Genomic DNA, 17,411 nt, shown 5'->3' on the forward strand with positions numbered 1-17,411 from the left:
CTACTGTGCGTTGAATATTTTTTTACTCTTGGCCAGGGCAGAGGCAATTACTTGATGCATATCATAGTATTTGTACTCTGCCAGCCTACCCCCAAAAATAATGTCATCTTGCAGGGAAAGGTCCCTATACTTAATATACATTTCATTGTTTCTCTTATCATTAATGGGATAATAGGGCTCCTTGTTCCCTGACCATTCCGTGGGATACTCCTTGGTTATAACCGTCTTTTTCTGGGTTCCAAACTCAAAATGTTTATGTTCCAAAATACGGGTATACGGAATTTCGGCGTCTGTATAATTTACTACGGCATTGCCCTGATAGTTCTCCATATTCAAGGTTTGGTGCTTAAAATCCAAGCTCCTATACTCCAATTTTCCGTAGCGATAATCATAAAACTCATCAATCTTCCCGGTAAAAACCAACTTATCTGCCATAGACATCAAGGCCGTCTTATCTTGGAAAAAGTCGACCTCCAAGCGAGTCTCAACCCCCTCCAATAATGCATTGATCAACTTGTTATAGCCACCAATGGGAATACCTTGGTATTTGTCGTTAAAATAATTATTGTCAAAGGTAAATCGCAGGGGTAATCTTTTTATAATAAAAGCTGGCAATTCCGTAGCCTTTCTTCCCCATTGCTTCTCCGTATAGCCCTTGATTAATTTTTCATAGATATCCCTGCCTACTAGGGACAAGGCCTGTTCTTCCAAATTCTTGGGGTTTTTAATCCCCTCCTGTTGCACCTGCTTATTTATAAAGGCCCTGGCCTCTGCCGGCGTTTTTACCTTCCACAATTGGTAAAAGGTATTCATGTTAAAAGGCAGGTTGTATAGCTGGTCCCGGTAGTTGGCCATAGGCGAATTGGTATAGCGGTTAAATGCTACAAAGCTATTTACATAGTCCCAGATCTCCTTATCATTGGTATGAAAGATATGCGCCCCGTACTTATGAACATTAATCCCTTCAATCTCCTCGCAATACACATTGCCCCCCAGATGGGAACGCCTGTCTATCACCAAACACTTTTTTCCTTTTTTTTGGGCCTCATGGGCAAAAACAGAACCAAAAAGTCCGGCTCCAACAATTAGGTAGTCATATTTCATTTATGAATATTTACAACACACTGCTATATTATCAAAGAGTAAAACTAAGTCATAATATGTTGTATTTTTATTGATTTCAAAAAAAAATGTGCATTAGGATAACATAACTATATTTGCAGGGCATAATCAAGCTACTTAAAATGTCCAAATTATTTTATATCTCCCGCAACTACAAAGCTACCAACAGCGCCGCCTCCAAACCCAAGACAGATTGCGAACGCATTTTGGATACCATTGGATTTCAGAATCTAGGTTTTAAACAGACCACTTATGCCAGTTCTGCCATAGGTGCGGTAATTAGTTTTTTGGGTATCACCAAAGGAGTTATCCGTTTGCCCAAACATGCAACCCTGGCCATACAATACCCTCTTAGTAAATACTATAAATATATCACTACCATTGCGAGGATAAAAAAGTGCAGGATTATCCTTATAGTTCATGATGTAAAGTACCTCATGGGCAAGAACAAGGACATTGCCAGGGAAATGAAAAAATTCTCCTGTGCCGATGTAATCATTGTTCACAACGAAAGCATGAAAAAATGGTTCCAGGATCAAGGTTCCAGAGCTAAGTTGGTGCCCTTATACCTCTTTGATTATTTGGATGACACCAATACCTATACGGCTCCGTCCATGTCCAAAGAAAGTACCTTCGACGTAGTATTTGCCGGTGGTCTTGGCATGCAAAAAAGTGCCTTTATCTATAAGCTGGATGCCTTAAAAAACAATAGCTTTCACTTAAAACTTTACGGAAGTGGTTTTATAAAGGAAGATGTAGACCCTTCCAACTCTATCATAAGTTTTGAGGGTATGTTTTCACCAGATGATGTAGCCAAACACATAAGTGGCTCTTTTGGTCTTGTATGGAACGGTAATTCCATTCACGAATGTGCCGGTCATTTTGGACAATACCTATTATACAACAACCCTCATAAAACCTCCCTTTATTTGCTCTGCGGATTGCCTATCATTATTTGGGACAAAGCCGCTGTTGCCAATGTTATTAAAGAGCGGCAATTGGGAATTTGTATATCTTCTCTTGAAGAGTTGGATGAAAAGCTGAAAAACTTGTCTGAGGCGGAATATCAAAAGATGGTACAGAACGTTTCCGAAGTTCGGGAACAGATTATATCGGGAGGATTTTTAAAAACCGCAATGAAAAAGGCACTTTTACACCTGTCTTAACCCAAATATAAGGGCTTTCTTAATCCAAATGGGGTAGAATAAAATTGTCCAAGGGACTCGCTTCCCTCATAACCGCCTCTATTTCCTTAATGGTCCTTGGGGCCATTTGGGATAAATTTACTGGACCATCCCCAGTAATAAGAATGTCGTCCTCTATACGCACAGCAATACCCCACCATTTTTCATCACATGCACTGCCCTCGGGGATGTAGATACCCGGTTCTACCGTAATAACGGCATTTTCCTTCAGGGGCCCATAAGTACCCTTGTCATGCACATCCAGTCCCAAATAGTGAGAAGTGCCATGGGGGAAGTACTTACCAACCTCCTTTGGGTCTGCTATGATCCCCAGTTTTTTTAAACCTCTTGCTATGACCTCCTTGGCCGCCATCCCCGGGGCTTGAAAAGGTGCCCCTACCACACTTGCCTTAATACCGGCTTCCTGTGCTTCAAAAACTATACTATATATTTGTTTCTGCTCTTTATTAAATCTCCCATTGGCCGGAATGGTGCGGGTAACATCGGCCGTATAACCATGATACTCGGCTCCAAGGTCCATTAAAACCAGATCATTGCCCACTTTGGGTTTGTTATTTTCTATATAATGCAATATACAGCCATTATTACCTCCGCCAACAATGGAGGGATATCCCTCATATTCTGCTCCGTATTTCTTATATACAAACTCATGCACACCTTGAATCTCCGTTTCCGACATATTGGAGTGCATGGCCTTCATCACTTCCAATTGTCCGACCGCTGAAATTTCCACGGCCTTTTTTAATAACTTCAGCTCTTCCTTGGTCTTTGTTTCCCTTAAAATATTCATTATCTCCCCCAACATATTGCTATCCAAATTATTAGATTTTAGTTTAAGGGAAACCTGCTCCCTAATTTCGGCCCTGGACTGGAGATCGACAGCCTCTGCATACCCCAATAATAAGCTATCGGAATTTAATTCCTTATGATACCTCAAGTAACGCCCCACCGTTTGGGCCACATTGGCAGCATTTTCAATTTCTGTAGACTTTATCATTGTATATAGCTGTTGCTTGGTAGGGTCGTAATCCGATGGGTAATTGGATTTCTCTTTAAAACTGCGTATTAAATCATAAAGATCTGCTGGGTCTCTGCTATCCCTATAATCATGTTTAAAATTGAAAAACAAAACCTTATCAAACTTGGAGAAATCGATATCGAAGGTGATAAAATCCTCGGCATTGAAAGCGTGCGTAAAGCCCAATTGCTTTAGAACCCCTTGCACTCCCAAACGCCTACCGGTCCACTGTTCGGCCTTTTCGTCCCTTTTTTGAACAAATAGCACCTCATTAAAACTAGCGCCTATTGCGTCTATTGCGTCTATTTGTGCATCCGAAAAAATAAGCAACACTGCATTGGGCTCCTTATATCCGGTTAAATAATAAAAATCCGGATCTTGGTGGTATACGTAGTCCACATCGTTGGCCCTGTTCCTTACCGGATTGGCAAAAAAAACGGCCACACTATTCTTGGGCATTAGATCCCTAACTGCCTTACGCCTTCCCTTATGGAAATCGGCCGATAAATAATCAGTTGGAACATTCTGTGACCAAGCCATTAAACCTACAAAGAGCAAAAAACAGCCCACTATTGTATTCTTCATAAAACCTCCATATAATAATCTAGATCCAAAATTAATGATTTTATACAGCAGTTATCATTCCCCAATAACCAAATTCATCTATTGATAGTTTATTTCGGTTATTTACCATTCCCCACTATACATATTGTTACCTTGTCCTAATAAATGGTCCAATTCCAATTTAGGAGTCCCTATAGCCAACCCCTATTAACATTTTTTTATGTAAAACAATAAGTATATAGATTTTCACATCGATTAATTTTCGATATTTTTACCCCTTAATCATATCCAATGAAAAATACTACACTGACAAAAGTCCACGAAGGGCTTGGTGCCAAAATGGTACCATTTGCTGGTTACAATATGCCCGTTTCCTACGAAGGGGTCAATGCAGAACACCAAACCGTTCGTGATGGGGTGGGTGTTTTTGACGTATCCCATATGGGAGAATTCCTAATAGGGGGGCCAAATGCCTTGGACCTTATACAAAAAGTAAGCTCCAACGACGCATCCAAACTAACCGTTGGAAAGGCGCAATACAGTTGTATGCCCAATGAAACTGGAGGTATTGTAGACGACCTTATCATATATAAAATTAAGGAAGAACAGTACCTGTTGGTGGTAAACGCCTCCAATATTGAGAAAGACTGGGATCATATTAGCAAGTACAACAAAGACTTTGGTGCTGACATGCGAAATATATCAGATGGTTATTCCCTTTTGGCCATTCAGGGCCCTAAAGCGGTAGAAGCCATGCAGTCCCTTACTTCCATAGATTTGGGGGCCATAAAGTTCTACTCTTTTGAGGTGGCCGATTTTGCAGGTATAGGCCATGTTATCATTTCCGCTACCGGCTATACAGGTTCCGGTGGATTTGAAATATATTGTAAAAATGAAGAAGTAGAACAGATCTGGAACAAAGTATTTGAAGCTGGAGCCCCGTACAATATAAAACCTATTGGACTGGCCGCCCGTGACACCCTACGTTTGGAAATGGGTTACTGCTTATATGGCAATGATATTAACGACACTACCTCCCCATTAGAGGCCGGTTTGGGCTGGATCACCAAATTCACCAAAGACTTTGTGAATAGCGAGGCCTTGGCCAAGCAAAAAGAAGAGGGCGTAGCTAAAAAATTGGTGGCGTTTATATTGGATGGCAAAGGTATTCCCAGACAGGGTTATGATATTGTTGATGAAGGAGGAAATAAAATAGGTGTGGTTACTTCTGGTACCATGTCCCCTTCTTTGGGAAAAGGTATTGGCCTAGGCTATGTACCTACACAAAACTCCAAAACAGCTAACCAAATACAAATACAAATAAGAAAGAACACGGTTCCGGCAACAATAGTAAAATTGCCATTTTATAAGGGTTGACAAAGGTGAGAATTGGGTTTGGAAAACGAAGGTGATAGAATGAATAAAATACTCATTTTAGGAGCAAGTGGTTTTATAGGTAATGCCATTTATAAGGAATTGCATTCCTACTTTGACACCTACGGAACCTATCACTTGTCCAGAAGGAGCTTTGAGAACAATCAGCAGTTTTTTAGGTACGACTTGGAGGAAGATGATATTTTTGACATTTTGGAAGAGGTTAAGCCCGATCTGATTATTTCTGCGCTTCGCGGTAATTTCCAGGCCCAGGTCATAGCGCATCAACATATGGTAGAGTATATTCAAGATAAAAATTGCAAAATATTCTTTATCTCATCGGCCAATGTCTTTGATGCCTATAGCAAATACCCCTCTTATGAAAATGACAAAACCCTGTCTTTGAGCATTTATGGCCGTTTAAAAATTAAGATAGAGAATATGCTACTTAGGATATCTCCCTCCAAAATGGCCATATTACGTGTACCTATGGTTTTTGGCAATAATTCCCCGAGAATCAAGGAAATAAAGACAGCATTGACCAATAAAGAACCCTTGGAAGTCTTTCCCAATTTAATCATGAATGTCACCAATGACGACAAACTAACCCAACAAATACATTACCTGATAAACCACAATAAGTCGGGAGTTTTTCATCTGGGCAGTGTAGACTTAATTCACCATGAAGATTTTATTAAGGAAATAGTAGGTAGGTTGGGCCACTATAACCCCATATACAAACGCGTCTTCACCACCAATGAAGATCGCTATTTGGCGGTATTGCCAAAAATAAACCCCTTGCCACAGAACTTACAATTTACCTGTCAGGAAATTATAGACCATCACATCTTTAGCGAATAAACCCTGTCCATTGTAGCGTTTTAATTAACTTTATAAAAACTATCGGAATGAAAAAACTATCAGAAAAGGAAATAGAAAAACATTTGACTGAATTGGACGGTTGGGAATTGGTAGACCGTGCCATTGAGACCTCGTTCGAATTTAAAAACTTTAAGGATGCCTTCTCCGTTATGACGCGCATTGCCTTTGAATGTGAGGCGCAGAACCATCACCCCGACTGGAGCAACGTTTACAACTCCCTCAATATAAGGTTATCTACACATGATGCCGATGGGGTAACGGAAAAAGATTTTAAATTGGCCCACAGTATTGAGGAAATTATAGAAAGCTAGTGCCTTAGGCACTTGCAGCAGCAGTAAAAATTGTTAAATTTGTTTCAAATTATTCTAATAAAATAAAGAAATGGGAAGAGCTTTTGAATTTAGAAAAGCGCGTAAAATGAAAAGGTGGTCTGCTATGTCTAAAGCCTTTACCCGTATAGGCAAAGATATTGTTATAGCAGTAAAAGAAGGCGGACCCGATCCAAATTCCAATGCCAGACTAAGGGCTGTTATCCAAAATGCCAAGGCGGTAAATATGCCCAAGGACAATGTGGAAAGGGCCATTAAAAGAGCTTCGGACAAGAGTTTGGGCGATTATAAGGAAGTACTTTTTGAAGGATATGCCCCCCATGGGATCGCCATATTGGTAGAAACCGCAACCGACAACAATACCAGAACAGTAGCCAATATAAGAAGTTACTTTAATAAATGTAACGGCAGTTTGGGAACTTCCGGTTCGGTGGAGTTCATGTTTGACCATACCTGTAATTTCAGGATACCCGCAGAGGGGATAGACCCTGAGGAACTGGAACTGGAAATGATCGACTTTGGAGCAGAGGAAGTTTTTTCTGATGAGGATGGTATATTGATATACGCCCCTTTTGAGAGTTTTGGAGCCATACAAAAGGAATTGGAAAATAGGGAAATAGAAATATTATCCTCTGGCTTTGAACGTATCCCCCAGGTTACCAAAGAACTAAGTGAGGAAGAAGCGGCAGATGTAGAAAAGCTTCTTGAAAAAATTGAGGAAGACGATGATGTACAGAATGTATATCATACCATGAAAGAGTAGCCAAAGATTAACTACACCACAATAAAAAAGAGGCCCTGATTGTGGCCTCTTTTTTGTTTTATTTACTTTTCTTCGGCCTTAAACCTCTTTTAATCCTTAGTAAATCCATATTTTTTTTAATACCCCTCATCTTCCGTTTCCAACAATAAAGACTTATTGAGGGTTAGAAAAACAGTACCATCATCCTCAGACTTTTTTACCGAAGTGATAAAATTATTTTCTTGGTTACCTGTTGCTACAATGGGGTTTCCGTACCATTTGTTCCCATTGTTTATAAAAATATTATTGGTAATGGTGGTTTTGGAATCATACTTGAACCCTCCGCCGGTATTGAGTATGGTTCCCCTATTACCCTGAAATAGGTTACCATCAAAAAGGGTGTTATTGGCACCCAAGGTATCACGGCCCCAAGAGGGAGTATCCCCAATTTTACTGGAGAAAGTAAATAAGAGATGTCCTTTATTCTCCACAAAGTTGGAGTTTAATACCTGATAGCGGTTTACCCCTCTAAAACTGGCAATTTGTCCATAGTTCTTTTTAAAGGTACAGTCGTCTATTTTTACATAATTCTCTGTAGAAAAAATTAGATCACGATTATAGCTAAAGGTAGAACGGCTTACCGTTATCCTATTGGTATAGTCACTTTCATTGTCCGAGGTATAAATAGGCGTAGACCCGCCATGGCTCCTAAAAAGTGTGGCGGCATTGTTCTTAAAGGTAGCGTTAGAAATACTTATATTGGAATGCTCTCCCTTAGACCAAAAAGCCGTTGGGTTAGCAATTCCCTCCACCACTATATCCGAAGCTTTTACGGTGGATCCGGACACATCAAAAATGGTACCTTTGTTATAGTTGTTGGCAGAATTCGTAAAGGTAAATCCCGAAATCTCCAAATTAGATCCCTTGTTCACTACAAACATGTGATACTTACCGCCGCCGGAAATAACCACATTTTCGGCCCCAGGGCCCATTATTTTAATATCGCTATTAATCGGGGGCAAATCAGCAGACAACCTTAGGGTTCCTGATAGGTCTGGCGTAAATATGATTTCCTTTACATCACTGTTCTTATTGGCCGTAGTGATGGCCCAACGCAAAGTACCTTCGCTATTATTATCATTTAGGCTACTAACCATCAATTCATTTTGTGCAAGGGATACCGAAAAACTGAAGATAGCCAAAACAAAGTATAGAATTTTATGTGCTTTCATTTTCGATGTACTTTATACTTTAAATGCTGATTAATACAATTCCTTTTTTCTACTTTTAAACCAACATACACCATGTTCATTTATAACGTATTATGATCAAAATTAGTATTATAACCCTAAAACCTCTTTTAACGGGACATCAAAGATGTATAAGTGTTAAAATATGTTGTGAACCACCAAAATAAAGCGGTTAGCTTTTTTAGCATATAACCAATTTCGTGCCAAAAGTATAAGCCTAATTACAAAAATTTAGCTGTAATAGTTTGATTGGTTATTCCGGTCCCAATAGGTCCAACATTATTGTAATATAGCGGTCCCATTTTATGCTTTTAGCGCTTGGCAACCCTTAAATTATCCTCTGGAGAGAGGTTAGGTTTACCGGTAAGAATTATTGAACCGTTTCACTAAGACTCCTGACCTAGCGCTCGCACATAAAATTTACATACAGCCACCAAGTGGCCGTAGAATAAATTAATGTTAGCCAAAACCATAATATGTGCGACTTCCCGTCGTCCTGAAAAAAGAGGCTGGCGAAGTGACTTTTGTACTACCGCCTCCCGGAGCCTCCCGATTTAAAATACCTCCGTAGAATATCTTCTCGACACAATTTTATTATGCTGCCCTCATAAAACTACCCGAAGTGACGTATCCCAAATGCAGTATAAAGAACAGCATAGATTACGCCTCGCTTAGTCTTCTGGCTTAGTACCGCTTGGCTACATCTCCTAACTTCATATACGTTGGTTCAACTTTGTGAACATTTATATTCATCATCAACGTCCTGCTTTTTATTATGAATACCCTCCTTAAAAACTATTCTGGGGCACCTTGCCCACCACTCCCTTAAAAAATGATTTATAAGTAGTAAAATCCTTTTCCTGCTGTGGAGTGGGATACTGAGGTTCCGAAATTTTGACCTGTTTTTTTCCGAAATCGAAGGCCACCATCACAATGGGTACATTGGCCTCCTTGGCAATATAGTAGAAGCCCGTTTTCCACTTGGTCACCTTCTTCCGGGTCCCTTCCGGGGAGAGTGCCAATCTAAACTTCCTTTTTTCCTTAAATATTTTAGCGATGGCAGCTACCGTATCCAACCTCTTGGACCTATCAATAGGCGCACCGCCCATCCATCGGAAAAACCAACCAAAAGGAGGTTTAAAAAGTGACTTCTTGCCTATAAAATGAATATCCTCTTTCAATACACTTCGCAACAAAAGTCCCAAGAAAAAATCTACCCAGCTGGTATGCGGCACTACAATGACCACGCATTTATCCAACTGTGGAAAAGACCCAAGCAGTTGCCAGCCTAGAATTTTGAAGTAAATAAATTTGGCAAGTGCCTGCATAGACCATCCAATTAATAAAACATTAGGCAACAGCCTTCCCCTGTCTCTATCTATCCTAAATTTTATATCCCTATTCCAAGTATAACGCCAAAAGGCTAATTTTGGTTAAAAATTATATCATTTGGTAAATAGATCTCAATTTATCGGGAGTGATCTGTTTACGCCATTCTTTTCCCAAGGCATTTTCCCAAAGGGGTTCCAAACTTAGGGCTACTTTGATCATTATATCAAAATCGTCCTCCGTCAAATTTTTACAAATTCCCTCTGGGAGCACAATATGGTGCCTATCTTTCATAGCGTTAAACAGTGCTACCCCTTCCGGATAAAATTCCTCCAGGTGTTGGAATACCAAGCAGTTCCCAACACCGTGTCTTACCCCCAATAAATAGGACAGCCCATAACTCATGGCATGGGCAACCCCTACCTGGGAATAAGCAATGCTCATCCCTCCGTGCCAGGAAGCCATCATTAATTTGTCCCTGGCATCACCCTCCTGCAATTCTTCCAAATACACCTCCTTACACAGGTCCAGGGCCTTCTCCCCATAACTTTGACTAAAGGCGTTTAAAAAAGTACCGTTGAGGGACTCAATACAGTGTATATAACAATCCATACCGGTATAAAACCACTGCTCTTTGGGAACCCCCTTTGTAAGCTCTGGATCTAGGAGCACTTGATCAAAAGTGGTGAAATCCGAATTTATCCCAAGCTTTTTCTCTGGCCCCAATAATACTGTGGTACGGGAAACTTCTGCCCCCGTACCACTTATTGTTGGGATACCAACATGATATATAGATGGCTTTTTCACCAGATCCCAGCCTTGGTATTCATAAGCTTTGCCTGGATTGGCAAGCATAATGGCTACCGCCTTGGCCAAATCCAACAATGTTCCTCCTCCTATTCCTATAATTCCCGAAGGCAGTGCCCCATATTGGAACTTTATCTTTTCTACCAATACATCTACCTGATCTGTTTTGGGTTCCTCATCAGCGGAAATAAAAATAATCTGGTCATTGAACATCAGAGGAATTCTAGAAACCAATGGGGATCCCTCAAAAACATCATCCACCAAAAAAATAAAGGGTGCCTCTGAATGTATTCGCTTTGGTAATAAAATCTCTCCCAATTGATCAAAACAGCCAGGGCCAAAAATAACCCTGGGCACCATAGGAAAGTTTTTATAATTTGTCATAGGTTTTGGGACAGAAATGATACTATTATTAATTTGTTCGGTATTCATAAACCTAACTTAGGTATTTTAATATATCCTTAATGTTGTTTAGTGTAAGGTGATCGTTATTGTGCTCTTCCGGGCCTACCACCTCATGCTCCCAAGTGGTATGAAAGGGAATATGTACGGCCTGTGCACCAATATTTATAATAGGCAACACATCGGATTTAAGTGAATTTCCTATCATTAGGAACTCACCTACCTGTATTTCCAAATGCTCCAAAAGATTTTTATAGTTATCCTCTTTTTTATCACTGAGTACCTCTACATGATGGAAGTACTTTGACAAGCCCGACTTCTCCAGCTTTCGCTCCTGATCTAACAAATCGCCTTTTGTCAAAACAATCAAACGATATTTGTTCTCCAATGTTTGCAACACCTCTTCCACACCTTCCAATAGTTCCACGGGACGCGTCAACATTTCCTTACCAAGGTTCAGAATCTCAGTAATAGTTCTCTGTGAAACATTGTTATTGCTCAATTGTAGGGCCGATTCTATCATGGAGAGCATAAACCCCTTAATACCGTAACCATATAATTCCAGGTTCTTGATCTCCATTTTAAACAACTCCTGATCTATTTGGTTCTTTGTCTCGTATTTTTCCAACAAAGAGGCAAATTTCTCCTCGGCCTCCCTAAAATAGGTTTCATTGACCCATAAGGTATCATCGGCATCAAAACCCACTACTTTTATATTGCTAAGATCTATTTCCATTCTTTTTTGGCTTTTTCCAAATCCTCGGGAGTATCTATTTCTATACCTGTTACATTGGTTTCTACCATCTTTATCTTCTTGCCGTATTCCAGATAACGAATAGCCTCAATTTTCTCAGTAGCTTCCAATATCTGCATGGGCAACCTTTGAAAATCCATCAGGGCACTTTTTCTAAAGGCATAAATCCCTTTGTGCTTATAATATGGAATATCCAATTCCCTGGACCTAGGGTATGGAATTGGTGCCCTGGAAAAGTAGAGCGCAAAATTCTGATTATCCACAATTACCTTTACGGTATTGGGATCGTTGATCTCTACCCAATCTGAAATCCTGGTCATTAGGGAAGCTAGGTCTATTTCCTTGGAAACATCGTCTTTAAATACCTCGATAACACTTGCCAGGCTCTCCCGGTCTGTAAAGGGTTCATCCCCCTGTACATTTACTATGATATCCACCTCCATGGGTTCAACGGCCTCTGCAATACGATCGCTTCCACATTCGTGCTCTTTTTTACTCATGATGGCCTTACCTCCTATTTTGGAAATGGTATCATAAATAACCGTACTATCGGTCACCACATATACATCGTCAAACAGCCCAGTATTCACTGCCGCTTCATAGGTTCTTTGAATTACGGGTTTCCCTTGCAGGTCTTGCATTAATTTGCCAGGGAATCTAGAGGCCGCATAACGAGCCGGTATCATTGCAATAATTTTCACTTGAAAATAGTTTAAGATTAATTTGGATTAGCCTTTAGGTCTGAATTTTCTATAAAACCTATACATGACGATCAAAATAATAAGCACCAAAACCGCGGCCACGGCAGGCGCAAAAATGGATGCCGTAGAGACTACTACCGCTGTAGTAGTTTCTACTAGACCCAAAATGGGATTGGCCATTCCGCCTGTACTGGCTGTTGATGCCAATCTACCAGTTGCCGAGGCACCTTTTATTGCCGTAGCGGTACCTCCTCCGGCTATAATGGCCAGGGTCCAAGTGATCAATGGGTCTAAATTAGCCACTGTAGAGACCATAACGGCGGTTCCTGCCAAGGCTGCCAAAGGAATAGCTACACTGTCCAATATATTATCTACCCACGGAATTAGATAGGCAAAGACCTCTACCACAGTTGCTACCCCTAACGTTATCAAAGTTGCCAAACTTCCTACCCATTGCCAATTTTCATTCAGTTCCCATACATTGAAGTAGGCTGCCAAACTCAGGGAAAACAAGGGTAAAAAAACCCTAAATCCGGCCGAGGCAGCAAGTCCCACACCTAAAAATATGCTTAAAATGGTCTCAAAAGCCATATACTAAACTTTAATGCGAAATTAGGCTATTCCTAATCAACAAAAAAATCGTTCTTAAAGCCAATAAGGTATAGTTTATGCTTGGCCCGGGTAACAGCAGTGTACAACCAGCGCAGGTACTCCTTATCTATACCGTTTGGTAAATAGGGCTGTTCCACGAATACGGTATTCCACTGACCACCTTGGGATTTATGACAGGTAATGGCATAGGAAAACTTAACCTGTAGGGCATTGAAGTATTTGTTGTTCTTAACTGCCAAAAACTTTTTGTATTTCGATTTTTCTTCGGCATAATCTTTCATGACCTCCTGATAAAGCCTATTTCCGTCATCATAGGACAAGGAAGGGGTCACCGCCATGATGGTATCCAATAAAAGTACCGTTTCAAAGGGTTTTTGATCTGGGTAGTCTACCATTTTCACCTTTACCTCGGCAAATCTAAAACCGTAAAGTTCCTTGATGGCAAAAATTTCAAGTACTTCTATAATATCTCCATTAGCTATAAATCCGGCCTCTGAAGTAGGTTTTAACCAGGAATAGTTGTTTTTAACCACCATCATATAGTCCCCTACTGCCAATTCGTTCTCCAGGAAGAGTATTCTATTCCTTATATTTTCATTATATAGATTTGCTCTTTTATTAGAACGCACTATAATGGCTGTTTCCTCCTTACCATTCTGGGAATAGGATTCGTCTATTGCCTCCTGTATATCATTCCCATCCACCAACCTAACTATATCGGAGTACGAAGCAACGGAGAATTTAAAATCATCAAAAAAATCGCCCTGCAACTGTTCCCTTAAATTAGTGGCATTGACCAAAATCCCAGAATCCTCGGCCTGCCTAACCACCTCGTCCAACTCCAGTTTTATCACTTCCTTATTATAGTTTAGGGATAATTGATCCTGGTCCAAGGCGGGACTAATATCTAAATGAACTGGAGGAAGCTGGGCCGTATCGCCTATAAGTATAAGCTTGCAGTTATGACCAGAATAAATATACATTAACAGGTCGTCCAATAGGGAGCCATTTTCAAATAGTTTGGAATCTGCCGGTGAATCCGGGATCATAGAAGCCTCATCCACAATAAAAAGGGTATTCCTGTGCTTATTGGGTGCCAATACAAACTGTATGCCTCCCCCACTTTGCTTTTTGGGGAAATAAATTTTCCTATGTATGGTAAAGGCCTGGGTTCCGGAATAATTGGACATAACCTTTGCAGCCCTACCCGTAGGTGCCATTAATACTGCCTTCATGGTTGTTTTCCATAGATTGGTGACAATGGTACCAACAATGGTTGTTTTTCCGGTTCCGGCAAAGCCTTTAAGAAGGAAAACACAGTCTTTTTCCTTGGATAAAACAAATTTTGCCAATTTCTCCAAGGCCACGGACTGTTTTAGGGTTGGATCATGTGGAAACTTATCTTTCAGTAATTTATAAAAAGTAGCGTCAGTGATAGAATTCATGGCCATCAAAGATAATCAGTATTTTTAAGGCCAAATACTTTTGGCATTAAAAAAAAATTGTAGATTTGTGACAACCACTAAATATAATAACACATAATAAAATGAAGACCATATTACAAATTTTTCTTTGGCTAGTATGTATCGGGTTGGGTTATATGATTTACAATTCCGTAAATGGACCTATCGAGTTTAAAAAAGTTAAGCAAGAGCGATTTGCCCAAGTAATAGCTAAATTAAAGGACATTAGAGATTCCCAAGAAGCTTATAAAACTGTAAATGGTAGATATGCTAAAGATTTTAATTCCCTTGTAAGTTTTATCGATACCGCAAACTATACCATAACACAACAGAGGGACTCTTCTTATATGGAATTTGACAAGACTTATGGGATAGACATGTTGAAAGAGGTAAAGATTATAGATACCTTGGGTACCGTAGCGGTAAAAGATTCTTTATTTAAGAAAGATAACCGTTACAAGAACATGATGAATGTTCCCTTTGCTCCCAACGGAGAAAAATTTGACATGAAAGCTAGCATCATTGAAAAAGGCGGTTATAAGGCCCCAGTTTTTGAAGTAAAGGTTAGCAAGGACGTTGTTTTGCACGATCAGCCTAAAACACTTTTGGCCAAAGAGAATACACAAGTAAACGTTGACGAGGTCAATGGAAATGTTATTAAAGTTGGATCGTTGACCGAGGTAAGTACCAGTGGAAATTGGCCTTCTATTTATGACAAACGAATCGACCAATAGCATCTTAGAAAATTCTAAATCGGAATATCATAAATTGTCCATTCAAGTTAGCTTGAATGGACTTTCTTTTTGTGTTCTGGACACACTTTCCAATACCATTCTTGCCTCAGAGCGAATAGTATTCGAAAATGAATTGACCCCTTATGCCGTTCAAAAAGAAATAAAACACCTCTTTGAACAGAACAAAATTGGGGATATTACATTTTCTGAGCTGGTTGTTATCCACAGAAACAACCTTTTTAGCCTTGTTCCCAAGCCACTGTTCAATGAAGACGAACTGGCCAATTACCTTAAATTCAATGCCAAAATATTGGCCAATGACCATTTGGAATATGATGAGGTAAACAACTTGGACCTGGTAAATGTATATGTACCCTTTGTTAACATCAACAATTACATCTATGACCTTTTCGGGGAATTTGAATTTATGCACCATGCCAGTGTCCTTATTCAAACATTGACCAACAGCCAGGGCAATAGTAACGAGCCCATTTGCTATGTTCACCTCATTGAGGGCCATATGGACATCACTGTCATTTCACAGAAAAAGCTAATACTGTACAACAATTTTAGTTTTGCCACCAAGGAGGATTTTATCTACTATCTTCTATTTACCTTTGAACAATTAAAATTGGACACCGAAAGTACCAAACTTAAATTATTTGGGTCTATAGAAGAAGGGGATGCACTATACGATATGTGCCATAGGTATATAAAGGATATTTCTATCTTTATACCTTCCAATACCTCATTCTACCACTTTGGGGAACTAGAAAAGGAAACCATAGATTTCACCCTGCTAAACAGCTTATAATGCGTATTATATCAGGAAAAAATAAAGGACAGAGGCTTATAGCACCAAAAAAACTTCCAGTACGGCCTACAACCGACATGGCAAAAGAATCCTTGTTCAACATCCTGAACAATCAATATTACTTCAGTGATGTAATTGTATTGGATCTCTTTGCAGGTACTGGCAATATTAGTTATGAATTTGCTTCCCGGGGGAGCGAAACCATTACCGCTGTAGATGGTGACATGGGCTGTATTAGATATATTTCCGAGACTGCAACTAATTTCGGTTTCCCCATTACTGCCATTAAAAGGGACGTATTTCAATATCTGGAAGGCAATGCCGTTAAGGCCCACATTATATTTGCCGACCCACCTTACGACATGCCCACAGAGGATTTTACAAAAATTGCCCAACTAGTGTTTGAAAAAGAACTGCTTTTGGAGAATGGTGTCTTGATCATAGAGCACTCCAAACACACCGATCTTTCCCATTTGCGACACTTCACAGACCACAGAAGGTACGGAAGTAGTGTATTCAGCTTTTTTGAATGGACCGAAGAGGACGAATAGTAGTGCATTTACAATAACACTTTGCTTTCATTGATGAAGTTGAACCAATTGGAAAACAAGATGTTTTCTAGCCTTAAGAAATTATTTGGCACCAATGTCAGGTTAAAGGCCGCAAACTGACCTTTGGAGCATGGATTAAAAAAATTATCCTTCTCCAATAAATAACCAACTTGATACCGCCTGCGGCGGCATTATCCAAAAAGACATTCCTTAACTTATAATGATACCACCTATGGCGGCATTAATCAAAAGACCCTCCCATTCTTAAATGATACCGCCTATGGCGGCATTAATTCGACTACGCATTTTCTGCGAAAATGCTGTCTCATTAAAAATAAAAGCAGGTCATAAGCCGGATTCTGTTAACCCTGAAGCATTTCAAGGCCTCCTTATCATTTATCTAGGCCCATGGTTGCCCATAGACTCTAACCGCCTACCCTTCAGCTTGGGCGTGCAGCCCTCAAACACTGATTTACATGACGTTGCACCGTATAGAGTTTACCTGGTTTCACTACAGCATAACCTGTACATACTTTCTGTTGCACTTGTCCTCATCTTACAATGGACGGGCGTTACCCGCTATACTGCACTGTGGTGTCCGGACTTTCCTCTCCCTGCATAACACGGGGAGCGATAAGGCGACCTGCTTTTGCAAAGGTAGTTCAATTGTTGATAAATAAAATACTAAACAAAGTTAAATAGCTCTGTAAATAGGATGCTATTTTTATATTTGTAATTCAATAACGGCAAGTACATTT

General features: G+C 40.0%; 17 protein-coding genes and 1 other RNA gene. 8 read left to right on the top strand and 10 right to left on the bottom strand.

Going from position 1 to position 17,411, the window contains the following annotated elements; all coding sequences use genetic code 11:
- Positions 1-1,104: a UDP-galactopyranose mutase gene (gene glf, locus EHW67_RS10125; protein WP_126162270.1), complete on the bottom strand. Its 1,104-nt coding sequence runs from the start codon at positions 1,102-1,104 to the stop codon at positions 1-3.
- A 140-nt stretch (positions 1,105-1,244) separates the two neighbouring features.
- Between glf and EHW67_RS10130 the strand changes: the two genes are divergently transcribed.
- Complete coding sequence (locus EHW67_RS10130; RefSeq protein ID WP_126162271.1) at positions 1,245-2,288, top strand: beta-1,6-galactofuranosyltransferase; 1,044 nt, start codon at positions 1,245-1,247, stop codon at positions 2,286-2,288.
- A 19-nt stretch (positions 2,289-2,307) separates the two neighbouring features.
- On the opposite strand, the gene EHW67_RS10135 is transcribed toward EHW67_RS10130, so the two are convergent.
- Positions 2,308-3,930: an aminopeptidase P family protein gene (locus tag EHW67_RS10135; protein ID WP_126162272.1), complete on the bottom strand. Its 1,623-nt coding sequence runs from the start codon at positions 3,928-3,930 to the stop codon at positions 2,308-2,310.
- Positions 3,931-4,200: 270 nt separating this feature from the next.
- Between EHW67_RS10135 and gcvT the strand changes: the two genes are divergently transcribed.
- The 4 genes from gcvT (at position 4,201) to EHW67_RS10155 (ending at position 7,257) form a co-directional block, all read left to right on the top strand.
- Positions 4,201-5,286 (top strand): glycine cleavage system aminomethyltransferase GcvT, encoded by a 1,086-nt coding sequence (gene gcvT / locus EHW67_RS10140; RefSeq protein WP_126162273.1) that lies wholly within the window; start codon positions 4,201-4,203, stop codon positions 5,284-5,286.
- A gap of 39 nt (positions 5,287-5,325) precedes the next feature.
- On the top strand, positions 5,326-6,144 hold the full coding sequence (locus tag EHW67_RS10145) for a sugar nucleotide-binding protein (protein WP_126162274.1): 819 nt from the start codon (positions 5,326-5,328) through the stop codon (positions 6,142-6,144).
- 47 nt (positions 6,145-6,191) lie between these two features.
- Positions 6,192-6,476: a 4a-hydroxytetrahydrobiopterin dehydratase gene (locus EHW67_RS10150; RefSeq protein ID WP_126162275.1), complete on the top strand. Its 285-nt coding sequence runs from the start codon at positions 6,192-6,194 to the stop codon at positions 6,474-6,476.
- A 70-nt stretch (positions 6,477-6,546) separates the two neighbouring features.
- Positions 6,547-7,257 (top strand): YebC/PmpR family DNA-binding transcriptional regulator, encoded by a 711-nt coding sequence (locus EHW67_RS10155; RefSeq protein WP_126162276.1) that lies wholly within the window; start codon positions 6,547-6,549, stop codon positions 7,255-7,257.
- A 116-nt stretch (positions 7,258-7,373) separates the two neighbouring features.
- On the opposite strand, the gene EHW67_RS10160 is transcribed toward EHW67_RS10155, so the two are convergent.
- From EHW67_RS10160 to EHW67_RS10190, 7 genes are all read right to left on the bottom strand, one after another.
- Positions 7,374-8,468, bottom strand: coding sequence for a right-handed parallel beta-helix repeat-containing protein (locus EHW67_RS10160; protein WP_126162277.1), 1,095 nt, complete (start codon positions 8,466-8,468; stop codon positions 7,374-7,376).
- An 806-nt stretch (positions 8,469-9,274) separates the two neighbouring features.
- On the bottom strand, positions 9,275-9,814 hold the full coding sequence (locus tag EHW67_RS10165; protein WP_126162278.1) for a 1-acyl-sn-glycerol-3-phosphate acyltransferase: 540 nt from the start codon (positions 9,812-9,814) through the stop codon (positions 9,275-9,277).
- Positions 9,815-9,926: 112 nt separating this feature from the next.
- Positions 9,927-11,006 carry an iron-containing alcohol dehydrogenase family protein gene (locus EHW67_RS10170; protein ID WP_126162279.1) on the bottom strand — a complete coding sequence of 360 codons (1,080 nt, stop codon included), beginning with the start codon at positions 11,004-11,006 and terminating at the stop codon, positions 9,927-9,929.
- Positions 11,007-11,058: 52 nt separating this feature from the next.
- Positions 11,059-11,760, bottom strand: coding sequence for an HAD family hydrolase (locus EHW67_RS10175; RefSeq protein ID WP_126162280.1), 702 nt, complete (start codon positions 11,758-11,760; stop codon positions 11,059-11,061).
- Complete coding sequence (kdsB, locus tag EHW67_RS10180; protein WP_202911965.1) at positions 11,751-12,464, bottom strand: 3-deoxy-manno-octulosonate cytidylyltransferase; 714 nt, start codon at positions 12,462-12,464, stop codon at positions 11,751-11,753. Before kdsB ends, EHW67_RS10175 begins: the two co-directional genes overlap by 10 nt.
- 42 nt (positions 12,465-12,506) lie before the next feature.
- Complete coding sequence (locus EHW67_RS10185) at positions 12,507-13,070, bottom strand: DUF4126 domain-containing protein (protein ID WP_126162282.1); 564 nt, start codon at positions 13,068-13,070, stop codon at positions 12,507-12,509.
- 32 nt (positions 13,071-13,102) lie between these two features.
- Positions 13,103-14,536 carry an ATP-dependent DNA helicase gene (locus EHW67_RS10190; protein ID WP_126162283.1) on the bottom strand — a complete coding sequence of 478 codons (1,434 nt, stop codon included), beginning with the start codon at positions 14,534-14,536 and terminating at the stop codon, positions 13,103-13,105.
- 101 nt (positions 14,537-14,637) lie between these two features.
- Between EHW67_RS10190 and EHW67_RS10195 the strand changes: the two genes are divergently transcribed.
- Genes EHW67_RS10195 through EHW67_RS10205 form a run of 3 tightly spaced genes read left to right on the top strand, consistent with a single transcriptional unit; the run spans position 14,638 to position 16,653 of the window.
- On the top strand, positions 14,638-15,288 hold the full coding sequence (locus EHW67_RS10195) for a hypothetical protein (RefSeq protein WP_126162284.1): 651 nt from the start codon (positions 14,638-14,640) through the stop codon (positions 15,286-15,288).
- Entirely contained in the window at positions 15,266-16,102 is an 837-nt protein-coding gene (locus tag EHW67_RS10200; RefSeq protein WP_126162285.1) for a DUF3822 family protein, read from the top strand. Before EHW67_RS10195 ends, EHW67_RS10200 begins: the two co-directional genes overlap by 23 nt.
- Complete coding sequence (locus EHW67_RS10205) at positions 16,102-16,653, top strand: RsmD family RNA methyltransferase (RefSeq protein WP_126162286.1); 552 nt, start codon at positions 16,102-16,104, stop codon at positions 16,651-16,653. The genes EHW67_RS10200 and EHW67_RS10205 overlap by 1 nt, the downstream gene beginning before the upstream one ends.
- Positions 16,654-16,986: 333 nt before the next feature.
- Here EHW67_RS10205 and rnpB read toward each other — a convergent pair.
- Positions 16,987-17,303: RNase P RNA component class A (rnpB, locus tag EHW67_RS10210), an RNA gene on the bottom strand.
- Positions 17,304-17,411: the final 108 nt, after the last annotated feature.

Source organism: Arenibacter aquaticus, assembly GCF_003957295.1.
GTDB classification, from domain to species: Bacteria; Bacteroidota; Bacteroidia; order Flavobacteriales; family Flavobacteriaceae; genus Arenibacter; species Arenibacter aquaticus.

Coding starts and splice junctions, on each gene's coding strand:
- EHW67_RS10160 (WP_126162277.1), bottom strand. CDS start 8,468: ATGAAAGCACATAAAATTCTATACTTTGTTTTGGCTATCTTCAGTTTT.
- gcvT (WP_126162273.1), top strand. CDS start 4,201: ATGAAAAATACTACACTGACAAAAGTCCACGAAGGGCTTGGTGCCAAA.
- kdsB (WP_202911965.1), bottom strand. CDS start 12,464: ATGATACCGGCTCGTTATGCGGCCTCTAGATTCCCTGGCAAATTAATG.
- EHW67_RS10135 (WP_126162272.1), bottom strand. CDS start 3,930: ATGAAGAATACAATAGTGGGCTGTTTTTTGCTCTTTGTAGGTTTAATG.
- EHW67_RS10145 (WP_126162274.1), top strand. CDS start 5,326: ATGAATAAAATACTCATTTTAGGAGCAAGTGGTTTTATAGGTAATGCC.
- EHW67_RS10195 (WP_126162284.1), top strand. CDS start 14,638: ATGAAGACCATATTACAAATTTTTCTTTGGCTAGTATGTATCGGGTTG.
- EHW67_RS10175 (WP_126162280.1), bottom strand. CDS start 11,760: ATGGAAATAGATCTTAGCAATATAAAAGTAGTGGGTTTTGATGCCGAT.
- glf (WP_126162270.1), bottom strand. CDS start 1,104: ATGAAATATGACTACCTAATTGTTGGAGCCGGACTTTTTGGTTCTGTT.
- EHW67_RS10165 (WP_126162278.1), bottom strand. CDS start 9,814: ATGCAGGCACTTGCCAAATTTATTTACTTCAAAATTCTAGGCTGGCAA.
- EHW67_RS10190 (WP_126162283.1), bottom strand. CDS start 14,536: ATGAATTCTATCACTGACGCTACTTTTTATAAATTACTGAAAGATAAG.
- EHW67_RS10185 (WP_126162282.1), bottom strand. CDS start 13,070: ATGGCTTTTGAGACCATTTTAAGCATATTTTTAGGTGTGGGACTTGCT.
- EHW67_RS10170 (WP_126162279.1), bottom strand. CDS start 11,006: ATGACAAATTATAAAAACTTTCCTATGGTGCCCAGGGTTATTTTTGGC.
- EHW67_RS10150 (WP_126162275.1), top strand. CDS start 6,192: ATGAAAAAACTATCAGAAAAGGAAATAGAAAAACATTTGACTGAATTG.
- EHW67_RS10130 (WP_126162271.1), top strand. CDS start 1,245: ATGTCCAAATTATTTTATATCTCCCGCAACTACAAAGCTACCAACAGC.
- EHW67_RS10205 (WP_126162286.1), top strand. CDS start 16,102: ATGCGTATTATATCAGGAAAAAATAAAGGACAGAGGCTTATAGCACCA.
- EHW67_RS10155 (WP_126162276.1), top strand. CDS start 6,547: ATGGGAAGAGCTTTTGAATTTAGAAAAGCGCGTAAAATGAAAAGGTGG.
- EHW67_RS10200 (WP_126162285.1), top strand. CDS start 15,266: ATGACAAACGAATCGACCAATAGCATCTTAGAAAATTCTAAATCGGAA.